The sequence below is a fragment of the Bacteroidales bacterium genome (assembly GCA_026418905.1).
Classification (GTDB): domain Bacteria; phylum Bacteroidota; class Bacteroidia; order Bacteroidales; family DTU049; genus JAOAAK01.
Genome location: JAOAAK010000041.1, coordinates 46,620 through 66,991 on the forward strand (window position 1 = coordinate 46,620; position 20,372 = coordinate 66,991).

Annotated in this window: 22 protein-coding genes; 8 read left to right on the forward strand and 14 right to left on the reverse strand. The window is 36.8% G+C overall.

The window, feature by feature from the left end; translation table 11 throughout:
* Window positions 1–14: 14 nt before the first annotated feature.
* Window positions 15–587: a thymidine kinase gene (locus tag N2Z72_08145; protein ID MCX7697644.1), complete on the forward strand. Its 573-nt coding sequence runs from the start codon at window positions 15–17 to the stop codon at window positions 585–587.
* Between the two features lies 1 nt (window position 588).
* On the opposite strand, the gene N2Z72_08150 is transcribed toward N2Z72_08145, so the two are convergent.
* Window positions 589–939, reverse strand: a complete 351-nt coding sequence (locus N2Z72_08150) for a hypothetical protein (protein MCX7697645.1) — start codon at window positions 937–939, stop codon at window positions 589–591.
* A gap of 41 nt (window positions 940–980) precedes the next feature.
* The gene (locus N2Z72_08155) at window positions 981–1,454 is read right to left on the reverse strand and encodes a hypothetical protein (protein ID MCX7697646.1); all 474 of its coding nucleotides are present in this window, start codon (window positions 1,452–1,454) and stop codon (window positions 981–983) included.
* Between the two features lie 65 nt (window positions 1,455–1,519).
* On the opposite strand from N2Z72_08155, the gene N2Z72_08160 reads away from it, so the two are divergent.
* Together N2Z72_08160 and N2Z72_08165 are read left to right on the forward strand one after the other, a co-directional pair.
* A complete protein-coding gene (locus tag N2Z72_08160) occupies window positions 1,520–2,143 on the forward strand; it encodes a TatD family hydrolase (protein MCX7697647.1) in 624 nt (207 codons plus the stop codon).
* Window positions 2,112–2,843 (forward strand): tRNA threonylcarbamoyladenosine dehydratase, encoded by a 732-nt coding sequence (locus N2Z72_08165; protein ID MCX7697648.1) that lies wholly within the window; start codon window positions 2,112–2,114, stop codon window positions 2,841–2,843. The genes N2Z72_08160 and N2Z72_08165 overlap by 32 nt, the downstream gene beginning before the upstream one ends.
* A gap of 1 nt (window position 2,844) precedes the next feature.
* On the opposite strand, the gene N2Z72_08170 is transcribed toward N2Z72_08165, so the two are convergent.
* Window positions 2,845–4,875, reverse strand: coding sequence for a hypothetical protein (locus N2Z72_08170; GenBank protein ID MCX7697649.1), 2,031 nt, complete (start codon window positions 4,873–4,875; stop codon window positions 2,845–2,847).
* A 44-nt stretch (window positions 4,876–4,919) separates the two neighbouring features.
* Here N2Z72_08170 and N2Z72_08175 point away from each other — a divergent pair, with 44 nt between their 5' ends.
* Window positions 4,920–5,846, forward strand: coding sequence for a glycosyltransferase family 2 protein (locus tag N2Z72_08175; GenBank protein MCX7697650.1), 927 nt, complete (start codon window positions 4,920–4,922; stop codon window positions 5,844–5,846).
* A gap of 6 nt (window positions 5,847–5,852) precedes the next feature.
* Here the strand turns inward: N2Z72_08175 and tsf are convergent, their stop codons facing one another.
* The 10 genes from tsf to N2Z72_08225 all read right to left on the reverse strand — a co-directional run bounded on the left by tsf (window position 5,853) and on the right by N2Z72_08225 (window position 14,385).
* Entirely contained in the window at window positions 5,853–6,683 is an 831-nt protein-coding gene (gene tsf / locus N2Z72_08180; protein MCX7697651.1) for a translation elongation factor Ts, read from the reverse strand.
* A 10-nt stretch (window positions 6,684–6,693) separates the two neighbouring features.
* Entirely contained in the window at window positions 6,694–7,557 is an 864-nt protein-coding gene (gene rpsB, locus N2Z72_08185) for a 30S ribosomal protein S2 (protein MCX7697652.1), read from the reverse strand.
* A 25-nt stretch (window positions 7,558–7,582) separates the two neighbouring features.
* Complete coding sequence (gene rpsI, locus N2Z72_08190) at window positions 7,583–7,981, reverse strand: 30S ribosomal protein S9 (GenBank protein ID MCX7697653.1); 399 nt, start codon at window positions 7,979–7,981, stop codon at window positions 7,583–7,585.
* A gap of 5 nt (window positions 7,982–7,986) precedes the next feature.
* Entirely contained in the window at window positions 7,987–8,442 is a 456-nt protein-coding gene (gene rplM, locus N2Z72_08195) for a 50S ribosomal protein L13 (GenBank protein ID MCX7697654.1), read from the reverse strand.
* A gap of 88 nt (window positions 8,443–8,530) precedes the next feature.
* Complete coding sequence (gene nqrF / locus N2Z72_08200) at window positions 8,531–9,796, reverse strand: NADH:ubiquinone reductase (Na(+)-transporting) subunit F (protein ID MCX7697655.1); 1,266 nt, start codon at window positions 9,794–9,796, stop codon at window positions 8,531–8,533.
* 7 nt (window positions 9,797–9,803) lie between these two features.
* Entirely contained in the window at window positions 9,804–10,421 is a 618-nt protein-coding gene (gene nqrE, locus N2Z72_08205; GenBank protein ID MCX7697656.1) for an NADH:ubiquinone reductase (Na(+)-transporting) subunit E, read from the reverse strand.
* A gap of 5 nt (window positions 10,422–10,426) precedes the next feature.
* Window positions 10,427–11,068: an NADH:ubiquinone reductase (Na(+)-transporting) subunit D gene (locus N2Z72_08210; GenBank protein ID MCX7697657.1), complete on the reverse strand. Its 642-nt coding sequence runs from the start codon at window positions 11,066–11,068 to the stop codon at window positions 10,427–10,429.
* Window positions 11,055–11,810 carry an NADH:ubiquinone reductase (Na(+)-transporting) subunit C gene (gene nqrC, locus N2Z72_08215; GenBank protein ID MCX7697658.1) on the reverse strand — a complete coding sequence of 252 codons (756 nt, stop codon included), beginning with the start codon at window positions 11,808–11,810 and terminating at the stop codon, window positions 11,055–11,057. The genes N2Z72_08210 and nqrC overlap by 14 nt, the downstream gene beginning before the upstream one ends.
* 10 nt (window positions 11,811–11,820) lie before the next feature.
* A complete protein-coding gene (locus N2Z72_08220; GenBank protein ID MCX7697659.1) occupies window positions 11,821–13,017 on the reverse strand; it encodes an NADH:ubiquinone reductase (Na(+)-transporting) subunit B in 1,197 nt (398 codons plus the stop codon).
* Window positions 13,018–13,029: 12 nt separating this feature from the next.
* Window positions 13,030–14,385 (reverse strand): Na(+)-translocating NADH-quinone reductase subunit A, encoded by a 1,356-nt coding sequence (locus tag N2Z72_08225; GenBank protein ID MCX7697660.1) that lies wholly within the window; start codon window positions 14,383–14,385, stop codon window positions 13,030–13,032.
* Window positions 14,386–14,478: 93 nt separating this feature from the next.
* Here N2Z72_08225 and N2Z72_08230 point away from each other — a divergent pair, with 93 nt between their 5' ends.
* On the forward strand, window positions 14,479–15,792 hold the full coding sequence (locus tag N2Z72_08230; GenBank protein ID MCX7697661.1) for a DUF5103 domain-containing protein: 1,314 nt from the start codon (window positions 14,479–14,481) through the stop codon (window positions 15,790–15,792).
* A 3-nt stretch (window positions 15,793–15,795) separates the two neighbouring features.
* On the opposite strand, the gene N2Z72_08235 is transcribed toward N2Z72_08230, so the two are convergent.
* Window positions 15,796–17,331, reverse strand: coding sequence for an aromatic amino acid ammonia-lyase (locus N2Z72_08235; GenBank protein ID MCX7697662.1), 1,536 nt, complete (start codon window positions 17,329–17,331; stop codon window positions 15,796–15,798).
* A gap of 94 nt (window positions 17,332–17,425) precedes the next feature.
* Between N2Z72_08235 and N2Z72_08240 the strand changes: the two genes are divergently transcribed.
* From N2Z72_08240 to N2Z72_08250, 3 genes are all read left to right on the forward strand, one after another.
* A complete protein-coding gene (locus N2Z72_08240; protein ID MCX7697663.1) occupies window positions 17,426–17,740 on the forward strand; it encodes an MTH1187 family thiamine-binding protein in 315 nt (104 codons plus the stop codon).
* On the forward strand, window positions 17,737–18,378 hold the full coding sequence (locus N2Z72_08245) for a PorT family protein (GenBank protein ID MCX7697664.1): 642 nt from the start codon (window positions 17,737–17,739) through the stop codon (window positions 18,376–18,378). The genes N2Z72_08240 and N2Z72_08245 overlap by 4 nt, the downstream gene beginning before the upstream one ends.
* 83 nt (window positions 18,379–18,461) lie before the next feature.
* Window positions 18,462–20,348 carry a T9SS type A sorting domain-containing protein gene (locus N2Z72_08250; GenBank protein ID MCX7697665.1) on the forward strand — a complete coding sequence of 629 codons (1,887 nt, stop codon included), beginning with the start codon at window positions 18,462–18,464 and terminating at the stop codon, window positions 20,346–20,348.
* Window positions 20,349–20,372: the final 24 nt, after the last annotated feature.

Below are 20,372 nucleotides of genomic sequence, written 5' to 3' on the forward strand. Positions count from 1 at the left end.
CAAAGCTTTTTCCTATGCTAGAGAAAAAGGTTATTAATCAGAAGAAGGGATGGATTGAAGTTATTTGTGGTTCGATGTTTTCAGGGAAAACGGAAGAACTCATACGACGACTCAAGCGAGCCAAAATTGCTCGTCAAACGGTAGCTATTTTTAAACCAGCTATTGATACACGATACGACGAGACAAATATAGTTTCGCATGATGAACAATCCATTCCAAGCACACCAGTGGAAAGTGCTGGTAATATCATGATTCTTGGGGATGGTTATGATGTAGTAGGAATCGATGAAGCTCAATTCTTCGATGATTACCTAATAGAAGTCTGTAATTACCTAGCCAATCGAGGGTCGCGTGTAATAGTGGCAGGTCTTGACATGGATTATCTTGGAAAACCATTTGGACCGATGCCTTATCTCTTAGCGATTGCAGAGTATGTAACTAAATTACATGCCATTTGCGTTGGTTGCGGAAACACAGCCCATTATTCTTATCGTTTAGTTTCCAACGACAAAACTATTTTGCTTGGTGAAAAAGATATATATCAACCTCTTTGCAGAGATTGTTATGTTGAGTCGATGAAAAAATGAATTAGTGAATAAAAACGCTTTTGGTAACGGTTTTACCTTTTTCAAGGCGAATAGAAGTTTCTCCGTAAAGCATACCATTTGAAGTTTGGGTCGAATCGAGCCAAGCCTGGACATCAAGAATTGCTTCGTGGTCGAAAACGTGTTCAAATTTTCCTTTTTCATCAGCGACACCTTCGACGTTGATGTCGTATTTTATGAGCCTAACATGAGCGAAAGGAGCTACTTTCGTAGTATCTGATAAATACTTAACGTAAATCACAGCTTTGGTTTCTCCTTCTTTATTGCATGAAAAGATGAAGAATGATATAATTCCTAATAATATAATTACTGATATGAGGACAATTCTTTTCATATACCTACAACTTATTTGCAAATATAATTTTTTTTTAAAAATTATTTTCTTAAAGTAGCAATTAAACGTCGTGGCTCTATCAATGCATTCAGAGCTTCCGTGATGCTACGGAAAATAACATCAGCAACTTGAATAGCTTCTACGAAAACCCCTTCTTCTTGAACGAGAGCTAGACTTAATTCGGCTTCTTTTAGCATAAGAACATCATTGGCACCATTTCCAATAGCCACACAATGATCTGCACCAAGTTCGTGAATATATTTTAGTTTTTGTTCTTGTTGATTCACTTCATCTGATAACAAGACTAACTTAACCGGACAATTTTGAAGTTCTGATGCTGCTAATCCAAAAGTATCAGCTGTAATGACATGTAACGATACAAGTTTTGATAATTGGTATAACAATTCTTTGAGGCCAGGATACATTCTTCCATCTTTGGCTAACGTTCCGTTGTAATCCATGACAACATGTTCGATGTCAAATTTTCCACGACCTGGAACAAAAAAAGAAATCATTTTTTTTCAAAAGTATAAAACTCTACCAAATCGACAGATAAAATGAATGATTTAATTTTGCGAAAATGAAATTTGTAGATATTCATACGCATTTAAAAACAGATACTGAAGACGATCTAGTTAGGATAATAAGCTATTATCAAACACCATCGGTGGAACCTTCTGATTTTTTTAGCATCGGCATTCATCCGTGGTATTTAAATGAACACTTAGATGAAAAATGGTTTATTCATCCTTTGTGTGTAGCCATTGGTGAATGCGGACTAGATAAGGTTCGTTCATCTTTTTCTATAGAAGATCAGCAGAAAGTTTTTCATCAACATCTTGTTTATGCTCAATATCACAAAAAGCCTGTCATATTACATGTTGTTAGAGCCTATGTAGAGCTTATGAACAGCATCAAACAATTTCCCCATTTGATATACATCTGGCATGGATTCGGTGGAAACTATGAACTTTTTAAACAATTCGAAAAATTTAACATGTTTGTATCTTTTGGTTTTAGAGGAGCTAAGAACTTAGGCTGGAAGCAAATTCCCATCGATAGGGTATTGATGGAAACAGACGATTCTTCGAAAAAGATCCAGGATGTATATCTTACTTATGCTAAAATTACAGGTTATTCTCTGGATTTTGTTATTGAAAAAGTTTATCATAATGCAGAAAGAGCTTTGGGAAGATTGGTGTGAACGTACGTTTTTATTGTTGGGTAGGGAAAGTGTGGAAAAATTGCATGACGTTCACGTGCTAGTGGCAGGTTTGGGTGGGGTAGGTGGAATGGTAGTGGAATCACTTTGTCGAGCGGGTATTGGGCATTTTACTTTGGTAGATGCCGATGTTATTCACTCGTCCAATATAAATAGACAAATCATTGCTACCACCAAAAACATAGGTGTACTGAAGGTCAAAGCTTGGCAACAAAGAATTCTAGAAATCAACCCCTCATGCAAAGTCCAGACATACACGTGGTTTTTAAAAGACGAAAAAATACCTCAAATTCTTGATCAACATTATGATTTTGTGGTTGACTGCATCGATACACTTGCGCCTAAAACTTTTTTATTGTATCATACATGTCAGCGAAAATACAAAGTCATATCAAGTTTAGGAAGCGGAGGTAGAATAGATCCCATGTCTGTTCGAATAGGTGATATTTCCGAAACTTCTAACGACCGACTTGGTTATTATCTTCGGAAAAGATTGCATAAGCTAGGGATTTATAGAGGCATACCAGTTGTTTATTCGAAAGAACCTATTCGAAATCAGAGTATATTATCTAAGGACATCACACAAACTCCACAATCCATAGTGGGAACCATTTCCTACATGCCCATGGTTTTTGGTCTTTTCATGAGCAGCTACATCATTCGAAGTCTTTTAGATTTATAGCTTATTGATAATGCTCAATAGCTTCTTCTATGGCCTCGAGAAGGGGATCGATGGATATTTTTTTACCGGTAGCTTGAAGCATCCATACTTGGGGCGTAAGCCTACCTTGTGAGAAGACTCGTATAATTTCTTTAGCAAAAGGCTTTCCTTTAAAAGCATTTTCTAGCTGGAATTCAATGATATGTCCAATGGGATAGGCGGAAAGGTAGAGAGGATCAGCAATCATGTGGCTGTAAATTGCTAATATAGGTTGATCTTTAATGTTAAAAACTGGTGCGTAATATTGATTCCACACATCTATAGCGATTTTAACAACAGCATTTTTGAGTTCTTCAGCTGTAGCTTCGGGATTTTCGTATAACCATTTCCAAGTACGTATATCTACTAGGCTAACCCCCATAATTTCATAAAGCGACCAGGCTAGTTGCAATACTTCGGCTTCGCTGGAAGCAGAAATAGGTTTGCCAAGGAGAATTAAATCTCGTCGTTGAAACATAAATGCTAAAGCTTCGGTAAAAGCTGTATTAGGTACACCAGCTAAGATGTAATGAGGAACATAATGAAGCGAAATGGTTTGCTCGACGTTATGGCCTAACTCATGGATAGCAATGTTATAACCTTTGTATAGCATACCCGTTGAGGGTATACGAGTTCGTAGATGACTAACGTCAGACCTCATTTGGGCTCCCCATGCATGACCGCTTCCACGAGCTGGTTCGACAACAATTTTATTGCCAATAAATTGAGCATCTTTATCAGGAAAACCCAATTGTTTCAACATGCGAGGTATGTCTTTCTGGAATGTCAAATTGTTTGGATAAAGCTTTTGAGTGAGCTTATCGAGTTCGTCTTCGGGAAGAGAGGTTTTATCAACAAACTGATTGAACCATATGTCGAATGGTCGAAGTTTTCTATTCAGTTTTTTTTCAATGATTTGAGCCATTTTTTTCATCAGCGGATGTGAAATAAATTGCACGAATAGTTTTTCCACCTCATCGCAATTCATTTCCATTTCATGGTCAAATTTTCTCGTAATGGCAGAAGGATAGTAAGTATAGTAGGGATCTAAAGCCTTTTGAGTATGAAATATTCGAAGGAGACATTCGTATCTTTTATTAGGCTCAGGTGAAGGCTGAATAACTTCGTTGTTTTCAATGATGACATTTTTTTCAGGTTGCCAGATATGGGTTGAATCGTTAATAACTTTTTCTGGTATGGTTTGACGAATAATATGAAGCATGACCTGATAAATGATTTCTTGTTTTTCTAAACCATTAACTTGGTCAGCGTAAAGAGCTTTAATTTCGTCTCGAAGTCCCCAGTGGGACAAGAGCATTTTGTCTTTGGGAAATAAGAACTTACCCTTTGAGTTCTGGATTTTTCCCATATAAATGTTATAGGACGAGATGTAGTTTTCAGCTTCAGTGATTGCCTGAGATGCTTGAAGTTGCAATTCAGCAGGTACACGACTGATAAATAAATCAGCCATCCGTGCAAACGCCCACTTGCGTGCATCCCATTCTAAACCTAACTTGTTTTTTTCTTCTAAAGAATAATGGGAGAAGTTAAGAAGTACTACAAAAGCAATTTTGGTTTTAAACATATCCTCATTAAAATGTGATGTAACGTCATAACCTGCAAACATTTGATCAATAGTGGTAAGTTCTCCTCGAGGTTCGTGGAGATATCTGTTGTTTTCAATGGTCAGAGCATTGTAGTATCCAAATATATTTTCGAAGTAGAAATTTAGTCTGGCGAAGAGAGTATCCAAATTTTTCCCTGTGGTAAAATTGTCCAAACAAAACTGTTCAAAATCTTTTTCATTTCCATCTGATGATGTCCAAAAACGAGCTACTTGTTGAACACCTTTCTGAATTCTTTCTTTTTCAGACTCACCATATTTCATCATCAACTGACTTATAACATTTTGTTGCATCTTATCACTGATCCAAGGTTTTCTTTCTTTTTCTTTCTGGCAGGCCATGAAAAATATCAAATTTAAAATAAGAATCAAGAAACGGTATTTTTTCATAATTTTAATTTTTTTTCAAACATAATAATTTTGAGAAAAGCAATATGTTAAGTATAGTAGTTCCATTATACAATGAAGTCGAGGTTCTTATTAGTTTTCATGATGTTTTGTACGAGGTGTTGAATAAAATTAAAGAGCCTTTCGAATTGATTTATGTTGACGATGGAAGTACTGATGGCACAGCTCAATTATTAGAAGAACTACATCAGCAATGCGATAAGGTTAACGTGATATTTTTAACTGCAAATTTCGGACATGAAGCAGCTATGGTAGCTGGTTTGAATGCTGCTCGTGGCGAATATATTTTTTGCATGGATGGAGACTTGCAGCATCCTCCTTCGATGATACCTCATATGTTTCAGAAAATTAAAGAAGGCTATGAGTTAGTTTTGATGAGGAAATCATCTTTAAAAACTTATCCTTTATTAAGGCTTTTGGCTACACGAGTATATTATTGCTTGTTGAAAGTTGTTTTGCCACATGGATTTGATCCATATATTTCCGATTTTTTTGTTATAAAAAAAAGAATCAGAGATATAATTGTTCGCCAATATGTTGAGAGGACCAGACTTTTACGTGGCATACTGCAATCGTTAGGTTTTAAAAAAGCCGTACTCGATTATGAACCAGGTTGGCGAAAAGCTGGTAAAAGTAAATATTCATTTACAAGTTTGGGCTTACTATCTTTAGAAATGCTCTCCATGTTTTCTGAGAAACCTCTTAGAATTGGCATTTTGTTGGGGTTTCTTATGGCGTTGTTTGCTACTATTGTTGGAATTTATTCCCTTGTGATGTATTTTATTGATAAACCTGTCTCAGGATATACTACTATAGTTGTTCTGCTAAGCCTTGTGTCGGCATTTCAGTTCATTTTATTGGGTATCATTGGAAATTACGTAGGTTTTGTATTTAGGGAAATAAAAAAACGCCCTCTTTACTTGATTGAGAGGACGCTTTTTCACGAATCATGAGTAAATTTATTCGCCCAGGGCTAAACGGACAAATCCAGTTACTTTTAATTCAGGATCTTTCTGAGAAAGATATTTCCCTACGGTCAAAGAACTATCCATAATGTATTCCTGGTTAAGTAAAGTGTTTTCCTTCAGAAATTTGTTGAGTTTGCCGAGAGCTATATTTTCTATCATGTTTTCAGGCTTTCCTTCATTTCTCGTAGCTTCACGGGCTATCTCAAGTTCTTTGTTTTTGATATTTTCTGGTACATCAGGTATATCAACCGCAATAGGTCGCATGGAAGCTATTTGCATAGCTACGTTTTCACTGATTTCTTCAATATCATTAGTGGTTTTGTTAAAACCAACAATAACGCCAACGCGATTATTGTGATGATTGTAGAAGCCAACAAAAGGAGCTTCGATGCAAGCATATTGAGACAATTCAATCTTTTCTCCAATTTTACCAAGCAAATCATTAATTAAATCACTGATTGTACTGTCTTTATAAGAAAGGGAGAGAACTTCTTCAATGTTTTTTGGCTTTTTTTCAATGGAAATTGATAGAATGGTTAGAGCAGCTTTTATAAATTCTTCATTACGAGATACGAAATCAGTTTCGCAATTAAGCATGAGGATTGCTCCGAATTGCCGATCACTTGTTGTTCCGGCAACGACGTAACCTTCATTTGCACTTCTATCTGCACGTTTGGCAGCTATTTTTTGTCCTTTTTTTCGAAGAATTTCGATAGCTTTCTCGAAATCTCCTTCGGCTTCGATGAGGGCATTCTTGCAATCCATGACCCCTGCACCGGTTCTTTCCCTTAATTTGTAAACGTCTTGAGCTGAAATGTTCATATTAATTTTTTTATTCGGCTGGTTCAATGTTAATTTTTCGTATATTTCCTTTACCTGGCTTGGCTGTTATGCGTTTTCTTTTGCGCGAAGTTGCGGTCCCTTCTTCTTCGTCCATTCTATCTATTTGTAATGGTGTTGATTCATCCATCATGCTATCATGCTCTTCTTTGTCTGCTTCGGAAGTAAGTGCTTGCTCTTGTAGACCTTCTTTAATATATTCAGTAACTGCTTTTAATATAATTTCGATGGATTTTCCTGCATCATCGTTTGCGGGAATTGGGTAGTCGACAATCGTGGGATCAGAATTGGTGTCTACAATTGCGAAAGTAGTTAGTCCTAAAATTCGAGCTTCTTTAACAGCAATATGTTCTTTTAAAATATCTACGATGAAAACGGCAGAAGGTAACCTTGTCATGTCGGCAATAGAGCCAAAATCACGTTCTAATTTTGCTCTTTCTCTGGTTATTTGAAGTCGTTCTCGTTTAGAAATGTTAAAAAAGGCAGGATCATTTAACATTTTGTCAATAGCTTGCATTCTTTTGATGGTTTTTCTGATGGTTACAAAGTTAGTTAGCAATCCACCAGGCCATCTTTCGACAACATATGGCATTCTCACAGACTTAGCAGCTTCTGCAATGATATCTTTGGCTTGTTTTTTGGTGCCAACAAAAAGTATTTTTTTCCCAGCACGAGCGAGAGCTTTTAAAATTTCGCCACTTTCCTCAATTTTAGCAAGTGTTTTTCTCAAGTCAATGATGTGAACACCATTTTGCTCCATAAAAATATAAGGAGCCATTTTGGGATTCCACTTGCGCCTTAAATGACCAAAATGACAACCTGCTTCTATTAATTGTTCTAAAGTAACTTTACTCATTATTATTGAATTAAGTTTAAACTTATTATCGCTTGGAGAACTGATTTTCCTTTCTAGCCTTGGGTCTTCCGGGCTTTTTGCGTTCTACCATACGTGGATCGCGTTTGAGAAGTTCTTCTTTTTTCAATACTTCGTGCCATTCTTCATTGAAACTAACAAGTGCGCGAGCAATACCAAGACGTAGTGCTTCTGCTTGTCCTTTAACACCACCACCATCTAAAGTAGCCCGAATGTAAAACTTATCAATCGAATCAGTAAGCTTTAAAGGTTTTTCGATTTCATGCTGATAGATCAGTACCGGAAAATATTCCTTGTAGTCTTTGCCGTTGACGATAATTTTACCCTCCCCAGGTTTGGCTTCTTTCAAGCGAACTCGTGCTACTGCTGTTTTTCTTCTTCCTGTGGTTACGATTTCTTCTGACATAGTCATTATTTAATTTCATTAAGATTGATTACGATGGGCTGTTGGGCTTGATGTTTATGTTCCGGGCCAATGTAAACATGGAGGTTCTTGAATATTCTTCTTCCCAATCTGTTTTTTGGGAGCATTCCCCTGACAGCATGTTCCACTACGAAAGTAGGTTTTGTTTTTAATAAATGGTTAATTTTATTAAATCTTTGTCCCCCAGGGTAACCTGTATAGTAAACAAGTTCCTTTTGTAGAAGTTTTGACCCCGTTATTTTGACTTTTTCTGCGTTGATGACAATAACATTATCTCCACAATCTACATGAGGAGAATATGATGGTTTATGTTTACCTCGTAATAAGAAGGCAACCATTGAAGCCAAACGACCCAGTGGTTGATTTTCAGCGTCCACTACTAGCCATCTTTTCTGGACAGTGTGCTTATTGACAAATTTTGTTTTATACTTGAGCGTATCCATGCTTAGATTTTTAAAAAATACCCCTTAAATTGGCTTGCAAAAGTACAAATATTTTTTGTTTTACAAAATTTTTTTAAAAACTTTTTAATTAACTACCGAAATCATCAAAGGCTATGTTTTCCTGTGGAACACCTAAATCGTCCAACATTCGAAGTACAGCTTGTAACATAGCTGGAGGCCCGCAAAGATAGTATTCTATTTCTTCGGGCTCTGGGTGAAACTTCAAGTAATTATCATAGGCTACTTGATGAATAAAACCAGTAAGGCCATCCCAATTGTCTTCGGGTTTGGGTTCGGATAAAGCGACATAAAATTTAAAATTGGGAAATTCTTTTTCGATACGCTGAAAATCTTCAAGATAGAACAATTCACGTTTGGATCGTCCACCATACCAAAAAGTAGCCTTACGGTTTGTTCGTCGAGTAAGAAACAAATCAAAAATATGGGATCGCATAGGTGCCATGCCGGCTCCACCACCGATAAACATCATTTCATGTTGAGTTTCTTTGATATGAAATTCACCATATGGTCCAGAAACAATAACCTTATCTCCTGGTTTTCTTGAAAAAATGTAGCTTGAGCATAGGCCTGGAGGAACCTTCATAAAAGAGTTGGTTTTTTTATCCCATGGAGGTGTTGCAATACGTACATTAAGCATGATAATATCGTTCTCGGCAGGATGATTTGCCATGGAATAGGCTCTTACTACGGGTTCTGTAATCTTTACCTTCAGATCCCATAATCCGTACCGATCCCATTCATCTCGATATTCTTCTTCAACTTCAATATCTTTTTTATAATCAATTGTGATGTGTGGCGGAACTTCAATTTGAATATATCCTCCACTTTTGAAATTCAGTCGTTCACCTTCTGGCAATTTAAGTACAAATTCCTTGATGAATGTAGCGACATTACGATTAGAAACAACTTCACATTCCCATTTTTTGATACCAAAGATTTCCTCTGGAACTTGGATGGAAAGATCCTGTCGTACTTTGACTTGGCAAGCAAGTCGCCAGTGATCCAAAATTTGTTTTCTATTGAAAAAGCCAACTTCGGTAGGTAGAATTTCTCCACCCCCACTTATCACTTGAACTCGGCAGGTACCGCATGTTCCACCACCTCCGCATGCAGAAGGTAGAAAAATGTTTTTTTCACTTAGAGTTGATAATAAGCTATTTCCAGGCTGTACTTCTACTTTACGGTCTTCATTAATGGAAATGACAACATTGCCTTGAGGTGTAAGTTTCTTTTTAGCATAAAGCAATAGTGTAACCAGAAGCATGATAACAGACAGAAAAACCAGGATGCTAGCAATAATGGTTTGTCCGAATACGGATAAGAGAATTTCCATACAGCTATTAGATTTTTATTCCAAAAAAACTCATGAAAGCAATTCCCATCAATCCGGTTGTTATGAAGGCAATACCGAGTCCTCTGAGAGGTGCTGGAACATTAGAGTATTGCATTTTTTCGCGAATTGCAGCTAAAGCAACAATCGCTAGAAACCAGCCGATACCAGATCCCAAGCCAAAAGAAATGGCTTCGCCTAACGTTTTGAGTTCTCTTTCTTGCATAAACAATGATGCCCCCAAAATAGCACAATTTACAGCAATAAGTGGTAGAAAGATTCCAAGCGCATTGTAAAGACCAGGGAAAAATTTTTCAATCACCATTTCTACTAGTTGTACCATGGCAGCAATGGTAGCAATAAACATGATAAAACTTAGAAAACTTAAATCTATCTCTTTTAGTCCAGGATTAATCCATGATAAAGCACCAGGAAGAAGAAAAAATTTATTTAGAAGAAAATTAAGTGGTACAGTAATGACTAAAACAAATATCACTGCAATTCCAAGTCCTGCACTGGTTTTTACAGTTTTAGAAACAGCCAAGTATGAGCACATGCCTAAAAAATAGGCAAAAATCATGTTGTCAATAAAAATGCTTCTCACAAATATGTTGGCGAGATGTTCCATAGCATTTAACTTTTATCAATTAATTGACGGAACTTACTTCTTTGTATCCAGATGATGATTCCAATGGTAATTAGAGCCATGGGTGGCAGAATCATCAAACCGTTGTTTTCGTAACCAATTTCGTAAAAAACAGGGGGAATGACAGAATAACCAAATATGCTGCCTGATCCTAATAACTCTCTAAAGAAACTTACAATTACCAAAATGATTCCATATCCAGCACCATTGCCCAATCCATCTAAAAACGATTTCCATGGCTTGTTGGCCATGGCAAAAGCTTCTAATCTTCCCATCACAATGCAGTTGGTAATGATAAGGCCTACAAAAACGGAAAGTTGCTTACTTACATCGTAAACAAAAGCTTTCAATACTTGATCGACTAGAATGACTAGAAATGCAATAACAATCAGCTGAACAATGATTCGAATACGTGGAGGAATGGTTTTTCGTATTAGAGATACAATTAAATTTGAAAAAGCAACTACGATTATCACAGCTATGGCCATAACAAGGGCAGGTTTCATTTTAACCGTAACGGCAAGAGCTGAACAGATACCCAAAACCTGAACAGTAATAGGATTATTCAGATTTATGGGCTGTGTTATAAGTTTTCTGTTTTCTGATGAAAAAACATCATTGATTTTCATGATGATATTTTTTTCTGTTTTTTTCTAAAAAAGGTTCGAAGAATTTGAGAGCTTTTTCAATCATATCGGTAGTTCCATTACTGGTAATAGTACCACCACTAATTGCATCTACATCGTGAAAGGGATCGAATTGGGGATTGTTCTTCCCTCCCTTCACGAGGCGAACAGGTCGTAAGTCATTATTTTTGAAAATCTTTTTACCAGAAAATTGAGCCTGAAAAACAGGTGTAGAAATCTCGGCCCCTAAACCAGGTGTTTCACCTTTGTGATCAAATACTGCACCCTCGATGGTTTCAAAATCACTTTTCAGGGCCATATAACCCCAAATGGGCCCCCACAGTCCTAAACCATACATAGGGAGTACGTAAATAGTATCTTGATTTTTCTTTAGAACAAATACGGGTAATTGAGATTTTCCCTTCTCATGGTAAGTCTTGTAAGCTTCTTTAATGTTGACTTCAAAAGGAATAATTTCAGATGTTTTATTTTTATAATTGTAGGTGGAAACAATGTTACCGTTGTTGTCGACAAGGTATTCTGCAATGAGATGGCTCTTATAAATTTTTTCCGCGTTTTGTTTGTTGTTTTCTATGTGAGCACTATTTAAAATATATTGGATTTTTTCGGTTTTAATGTTAGCTTGTTGGAAAGGTTGTAAACCACTGGAAGCGAGAGCAAGCATGATACCCACAATAATAATAAGGATTGAACTATAAATAAAAATGTAACGGTTACTGAACATAACAAAGGGTTTAATTCAATTTAACATTTTGCATATTTAATCGTTTCATTCTTTTTCGAATGTGTCGTTGTATAACCATATGATCTATAAGAGGAGCAAAGACATTCATAAGAAGTATAGCCAGCATCATGCCTTCAGGATAAGCAGGATTGAGCACGCGAATCAAAATGGTAAAAACTCCGATCAGAAAACCATAGATTAACTTTCCACGAGGAGTTTGTGCAGCAGTGACGGGGTCAGTTGCCATGAAAACAGTTCCAAATGCAAAACCTCCTATGATAAGATGATACCACGGTAGCATGGTCATATATGAATTCCCTTTCCAGAGATAAAAAACGGTGGCCATAAATAAGGCACCAACTACTGTACTAAGCATAATACGTAAGCTTCCCACACCAGTAACTACTAAAATAATAGCTCCCAGAAGAATCATAAGAGTAGATGTTTCACCAATTGAACCAGGTATAAAGCCTAAAAAAGCATCTATGGGTGGGTATAATTCATAAACTTTATCGATGTTGGGATCAAGGGCAGCCACAGCTAGAGGGGTAGGACCTGAGACAACATCCGCTGGTACGACCCATGGACTGTCGCCCGACATATGGGAAGGATAAGCAAAAAAGAGAAAAGCACGAGCTAGCAAAGCTGGATTCATGATGTTCATCCCCGTTCCACCAAAGGCTTCTTTACCTATAAGAACAGCAAATGCTGTAGCTACAGCAACCATCCACAAAGGTATAGTTGGGGGAACAATTAAAGGAATAAGCAAACCACTTACAAGAAATCCTTCGTTTACTTCATGATGACGAACTTGTGCAAAAATAAATTCTATGGAAAGTCCTGTGATGTAAGTAACGATAATAATAGGTACCACTTTGACTAAACCAAACCAAAACAATTTCCAGAAACCAACTTGTAACAATATGTCGGACCAATGAAGTCCTGCGTATTGCCTTTGATGCATGTAATGTTGAACTCCAACATTTAAGATGCCAAAAAGCAGGGCAGGTATAAGCGCTAAAAGAACTATAGACATTACTCTTTTGCTATCGATAGCATCTCGGATATGGGAACCTGTCCCTGTGACTTTATTGGGAACAAAAAGAAAGGTTTCAAATGCATCAAATGTTGAATGTAGAAAATAAAGTTTACCTCCCTTTTGAAAATGTGGTTTTACGCGATCTAAGAATATTCTTAATTTTTTCATTTGCAAATGATTTTAATACCCTAGTTCCTTAATCATCATTAGAATACCATCGCGAATGATTTGTTGTGATTCGATCTTAGAGGCACAAACGAATTCGCACAGTGCAAAATCTTCTTCAATGACTTCATAAATACCTAATTTTTCCATCATGTCGATGTTTTTAGTAATAATAGCTTTGAGTAGATAGACAGGAAAAATATCAAAGGGAAAAACCTTGTCGTATTGATCACTGAGAATAAATGGTCTTTCACCACCATGATAATTGGTGTCGAGCCGATATTTTCTTTTTGGAAAAAGCCAGCTAAAAAAAGTGTGTGACGCACTATATTTGTTAAACCCTGGAGCAGCCCAACCCATAAATTCATAATAGTCTCCTTCTGGTATGACTGTAATTTGTGTATCATGAAACATCAGAAAGCCATCTTTTTCAATTTTTGTTCCCGTCAATACATTTCCAGAAATAACACGAACGTTGTCTTGTATTAAATTGTCCTTAAGTAAATTAGCAATTTGTCCTTCTGATGGAAAGAGATAAACACCTGTGGTTTTCAGTTCTGATCCTGTTAAGGCAAGTTGTCGGTAGAAAATTCTTTTTCCTGTATTAAAAACATAACCTAAAGCTACAACGTCTTGCGTGTTGAGTGTCCATACATATTCTCCTTTACGTAGAGGAGCAACGTGATGTATATGTACACCAACATTTCCGGTTGGATGAGGACCATCAAACCATTGAATAAAAATTTGATCAGGTAAATTCTGATAAATATCAGAATTATTCTTTTTTACATGAAGGCTAAGAATTACACGTCCGGATGTAAGTTTTTGTAGCATTTTAAGTCCGACCAGGAAATGATCAAAGTTTGCTTGAATAAATGGATCAAAGGATATGGCAAGTGGAGCCGTGTCAAAACCAGTGATGAAAATGTCTCGCGGAGTGATGGAGGGATTGGCAAGAACTCCATAAGGTCTTTGTCTAATGAGAGGCCAGAAGCCAGATGTTAATAAAAATTCTATTATTTCTTCTTTTTGCATCTGATTTACTGACTGAATAGGAAAAACAGTATTATCAACAGGTTCAGTAGCTTCGATGACTATTTTTTCAAGGCGTCGTTTTTCACCTCGCGTGATTTTTTGTATTTTACCTGTCACTGGTGATGTTAAAACAATTTTTTCAATTTCTTTGTGTAAGACAATAGGTTGACCTGCCTTGACGGATTGGCCTTCTTCTACCAATAATTTGGGTTGTATGAATTTGATCACGTGGGGTTGAATGGCATAAAGAGTTGGTGTATATATTCGAGGGGTTAAATCGTTCACCTCACCCAATAAGGGGATATCAATACCCTTTTTTATCCGTATGACTTCCATGATTAATAATGAATAAAATCGTGCAAAAATACATTTTATTTGCTTTATTTTGCACATGAGTTATATAGGACATTTAAACCAAAAAAATTGATAATGAGAGCAAAATATTTTCGCTTGATATATATCAGTTTTACTACATGCTTTTTTGCTTGTAAAACATCAAATAACTTTATTACTTCACAAAACAATGATTTTTATTCACAAGACAGAATAAAAACCATCAACTACGTTTACGATCCAAATGTCAGATCGGTGGTTGTTGCCCCAAAAGATTGGTCATTTGGTTTTCCAATTATATTACTGAATAAAATAGTGCCACTAGAAATATCCTTTGACCTATTAGGAGATACATACAAAGAATTTCATTATCGCATTAGATATTGCGACATGAAGTGGCAGAAACTCGATATCCCTTTTTTTGAGTATGCTGAGGGATACGAAGACAATGTGATTGAGAATTTTTCTCTATCAAGATCTTATCCTATATCGTACGTCCATTATTCATTTCAAATCCCTAATGATAAACTAAAACCATTGCGTAGTGGTAACTATTTGTTAGAAGTGTTTCATTTTGATGAGAAAGGAAATGAAAAGCTGACCTTTGTTCATCGTTTTATGGTGTCGGAGCAAATTTTGCCCATCGAACTAACAGTCAAAAAAGCTGATGATATCGAGAAGAGATCTACTCATCATCAAATTGAAATTAAACTAAATCCTAGTTTTCTACAAAATCCTTTAAACAACGTGCGAATCGTAGTTTTACAAAACAAGCGTTGGGACAATGCATTATACCTTGATAATCCTGACTACATCAGAGAAGAAGGATGGATTTATCGGAATCAAACCAAATATCTTTTTCCCTCCATGAATGATTTTCGAGCAATAAACATTAAAAGTTTGCATTCCGTCAACGAATGGGTTCAAAACATGAAGGGCAATCATGTTTATCTGAAGCCTATCATGCCTAGAAATTCTGCACCATACATTTCTTTTCCTGATCTAAACGGCGCTTTTATAGTAAAGTCAGATGATGATCTTAACACCAATGTAGATGGCGAGTATGTTTTCGTGCACATGAAGATGCCTTATTCTTCACCCAGGAAAGATGGCTATTTCTATGTTACTGGCGACTTTACAGCTTGGTCTACTGATACATTATACCGTATGAAATACAATGACTCCACTAGATCGTATGAAGCAACCTTACTTCTTAAGCAAGGATATTACAATTATCAAATAGCTTTTTTGCCTATAGGTAAAAATTCCTTTGACTTTTCTCTTGTGGAAGGTTACATTTCTGAAGCTGATAACGATTATTTTGTATTCGTTTATTTCAGAGATCCCGCAACACTTTATGATAGACTCATTGGTTTTGAGGTCAAAAGAACCCCTCGTGGATGGTTGTGAGAGTTAATCGAGAGGACCTATTTCTTTTTCAACTTCTTCGAGGATTTCGCAGGATTTAACAAGTTGTTTCATGGTATTGTGGTCTGGATAGAGAGGTCGATCTACCTCAAGGAAAGGAACATATTTACGTATTACTTTGTGTGCTACTTCAGTTCCTCTTCCCCAGGTATAATTTTCACCTTTACGTCGGCGGATATCAAGAGCTTGGGCAGCAGCCATGAACTCAATTCCAAGAACTCCATATGCGTTATCGAGAATCTGGAAATTCTTAAGTGCAGTGTTCATACCCATCGAAACAAAGTCTTCTTGGTCAGCTGCGGCGGGGATACTTTGAATAGATGCAGGCATCGACAAAATACGTTGTTCAACAATGAGCATATCGGCTGTGTATTGGCTAAGCATAAGTCCGGAAAATACTCCTGGATTCTCTGTCAAAAAAGGAGGAAGGCCCACGCTTAATGCAGGGTTATTCAGACGATTCATCCTTCTTTCACTCAAAACACTTACCATGGTAATAGCAGCACCTGCCATGTCCATGGGTAAAGACACAGGGCTTCCTTGAAAATTAGCTCCAGATAACTGTAAGTTGTCTTCTGGGAAAAATATTGGATTATCGCCAATACCATTCAATTCTATTTCTACTTGAGAACGAGCAAAGGCAAGTGCATCACGAGCAGCGCCTATCACTTGAGGTGTGGATCGCATAGAATAAGCATCTTGGACCTTCACTTTAAGTCTTTTTTCCAAAAGATCACCCCCCTGAGCTACTTTTCTTATGGTTGCAGCACTTTGGATGGCACCTTTAAACCCACGAGCTTCATGGATTTTATGATGATAAGGTCCGAAGTTAGCTTTCAGTGCCTCCAGTGTCATGGCAGCTGCAATTTCAGCTTGCTTTAACCATCGATAAGCATCGTAAAGGAAAATAGCACTCATAGCAGTCAATACGTTAGATCCGTTAATGGCTGCTAACCCATCACGTGCATGCAGACCTGGAATTGAAATTCCAGCTCTCTCAAAAGCAATCTTTCCAGGTAGGAGTTCACCTTCATAGTAAGCGAATCCTTCGCCCAACATGAGCAGAGCGATCTGGGACATAGGAGCCAAATCGCCGCAAGCACCTACCGATCCTTTAACGCAAACGTAAGGGGTTACCCTTTTGTTCAACATTTCAATAAAAGTTTCTACAATTTCAAGACGACAACCACTATTCCCATTAGCAAGGACGTTGGCTCGGCTTAGCATAGCAGCTCTTACCCATTCTTCTGGCATGGGGTCTCCGATGCCTGCAGCATGATTGTAAATCAAGTATCTCTGAAATTCTTTAATTTGATCATCCGGCAAAATAATTTCAGAAAATTCACCAATGCCAGTGTTAATCCCATACATCACTTCTCGAGCCTCAATTTTCTTTTCTACCATGGCCCTACAGCGTTTGATGCGTTCTTTTGCTTGTTCATCCAACTGAACTTTTTCTCCCAAACGTGCAACTTGTATGACGTTTTCAATGGTTAAATTTTTACCAGTGATGGTTAACATGTTTTTTAATTTTGCAAGCAAAGTAAAAAAAAATATTATCATCAATTTCAGGCTAAACATTTTTTATCATGTAAATTTGTTCAAAAAAATAATTATGTCTGTTTTGATGGAGTTTTCAATGTTTCCTACCGATAAGGGGGAAAGTGTGAGTTCATACGTGTCGAGGATTATAGCTTGGCTAAAGCAAAAGAATTGTCATTTTCAGCTTACCCCTATGGGAACTATTATAGAAACTGATGATATTCAAGAAGCGTTAAAATTAGTGGAAGAAGCATATCGGTTACTAGAACATGATTGTAATCGTGTATACTCGACAATTAAACTTGATATCCGAAAAGGCATGTCTGGTCGAATGGAGCAAAAGATTAAAAGTGTCTATGACCATTTGAATTTGTCGCAAAGCCAATGAGAGTTAGTTTTTTTTTGTGGGTAAGTTTTTTTTTAATTTCAGACATATTGTTACGTGCTCAACTTTTCGATGGAATGTTGACAGGTGGGCTTAACTTTACTCAAGTTGACGGAGACGAACTTATTGGCTACCGTAAAATAGGCTTTCATGGTGGACCTGGTGTAAGAGCACACATGGGTGGCAAATGGTATTTTTCGTTAGAAACAATTTTCAACCAAAAAGGGTCGTACAAAAAGTACCCTCAACAGTGGGACGATTCTATGAAGCTACCTTATTATAAGTTAACTCTTAACTATGCTGATGTTGTATGTTTAGTTCATTATGACGACAAGGCTTTATGGTTTGGGGCTGGTTTTTCTGCAGGCAGACTAGGATCTATGCGTGAAATCGAAAGAGGAAAAATCATTCCCTGGGCTTATTCAAATATGCCATATCGAAAAATGGACTATAACGTTATTGTGAGTGTCATGTTTAGAATTAAAGATAATCTTTTTTTTAATTTTCGTTATGCTTATTCAATGCGCTACATCAGAGTTAGAAATTTCGTTGCTGGAAATAATCAATGGACACGTTACCAATACAATAACATGCTTACCTGTAAGCTTATATACTTTTTACCGATAAAATTAAATTTTTAAAATTTGTTTAACCTTAAGAAATTAATTTACGTCTTATTTGTGTTAAAAATTTTAATTTTGTAGAACCTTAAAAAGAGAAAAGTATGAGAAAAGCAGTATTATTCATGAGTGGGGTTATGCTAACATGGGGTTTGTTTGCTCAAAGTAAAGTAACCCAGTTAAGTGGCCCCGTAAAAGCTCAAAAAGTTGAAAAAAACATTGTCAAAGAAAACGTCAGCGTTCAAAGTGGGCAAATTCTTCAACGTTCCGGAGTTTCATTAAAAAATGCAAAAACAACATTGGTTTCAAAAGTGGTGATTGGCTCATCCAAAAACATTTACACTGCTTTGGTATCTCAGTCAAATGTAATTAGTGCTAATCAAGATCTAAACACTATTACCATGACACGTAGAGGAAATGTTTCATCTCCTAGCTCTGGTCTTATTCAGGTATCTGTTTCTAAGGATGGAGGCAACACATGGGATAGCACCACAGTTGAGCTTTGGAATAGATATACCATTAACCCAGGCCGTTACCCATCGGGTGTTATTTACAACCCCGCTGGAAATACCAATCCTGACAATGCTTTTGTTGTAGGTTCAGGTCCTGTTCTAAATAGTTCAGCAAACAGTTTTGTAGGTAATTTTTTTGCTAGCGTTAGATTAAATGGTTCAAATTTAAATCAGCAGACTACACTTTATACCACCGATACAGCTGGTGGTGTGGGTTATGTAAATAGGTTTTCTCGTCTTTACTTGCAAGAACGTAAGGGAAAATTCTTTGTTCTTGGGGATGCTAATACTGATAATGGAACACAATATACTTCTTTTGTCACAGTTATCAACCGTGGTATTTGGGATCCAACAGGCGACAGTGTTATTTGGTCTCGCTCCTATCACGTGCCAAATTTTTTAACTAGCAATGGCTTGCCAGATGGACTAGCATGGCCTGCCCTTATCATGGATGAGAATGGTCAGAATGGTTATCTGATTTACATTGGTCGAGACGGAGATGCAACCGACAATCTTTCTTACATCCCTATGATTTATAAGACAACCGATGGAGGAGCAAATTGGGTAAAGCAAACTGCATTTGATTGGTCAGCCATTCCTGCAGTTCAAGAAATAGCTAACATATCAAGAGTTGGAAGACCTTTCTTTTCTCGAATCAAAGATGCGACCATTGATGCAAATGGTAATCCTCATTTCATTTGCTATGTTCAACCAGCTTGGAGTGACCATCCAGATTCCTTGGGATATTATGGTGTTTTTACATATCATAATGGCTTTGTATTTGACTTTTACAAAACCAGCACAGGATGGAATGGCTTTATCATAGATACCATTCGATCAAAAGATGTGGACGAAGATCATTCTCCTACTAGTGATCCTTTGGATTGGGATGAAAGAATTCAAGTTACGCGAACACCTGATGGAAGTGTTCTTTTCTTTGCATGGATGGACACAGATACTACATTAGATGCATATAACCTTTATCCAGACATTATTGTAAAACGTTACAATGTTGCTACTAACACCCTTGGACCTCGTGTTAATCTAACTCAGGGAACCAACTATGATGGTGTTAACTATTGGATGTACTTGGGGGATTATTGTTTCGTTGATCAACAGGGGATAGCAACTCTTCATATTACTACATCTGATCTCAACTTGTCAGATGTCGGTCCTGTCAAGCATTATTATGTGAAAAATGTGAAAATAGCTCCCAATGGTGAATATGCTTCTATTAAAGAATCCACAAGCCCGATAGTATCTATATACCCCAATCCTGTAAAAGATCAACTTTATGTTAATCTTAACTCTGGCAACTATCAACTCTACATCTACAATACTTTGGGCAATTTAGTTTTGAGTAAAGAAGCAAATGGTGGAATGAACGTTGTCGATATGAGCAAGCTTCCTGCAGGTCTATACATTATTAATGTCACAGGTTCTGGCTCTAATGTTGTGAAAAAAGTTATTAAACAATAATGAACTATATTTGAGTTTATAAGC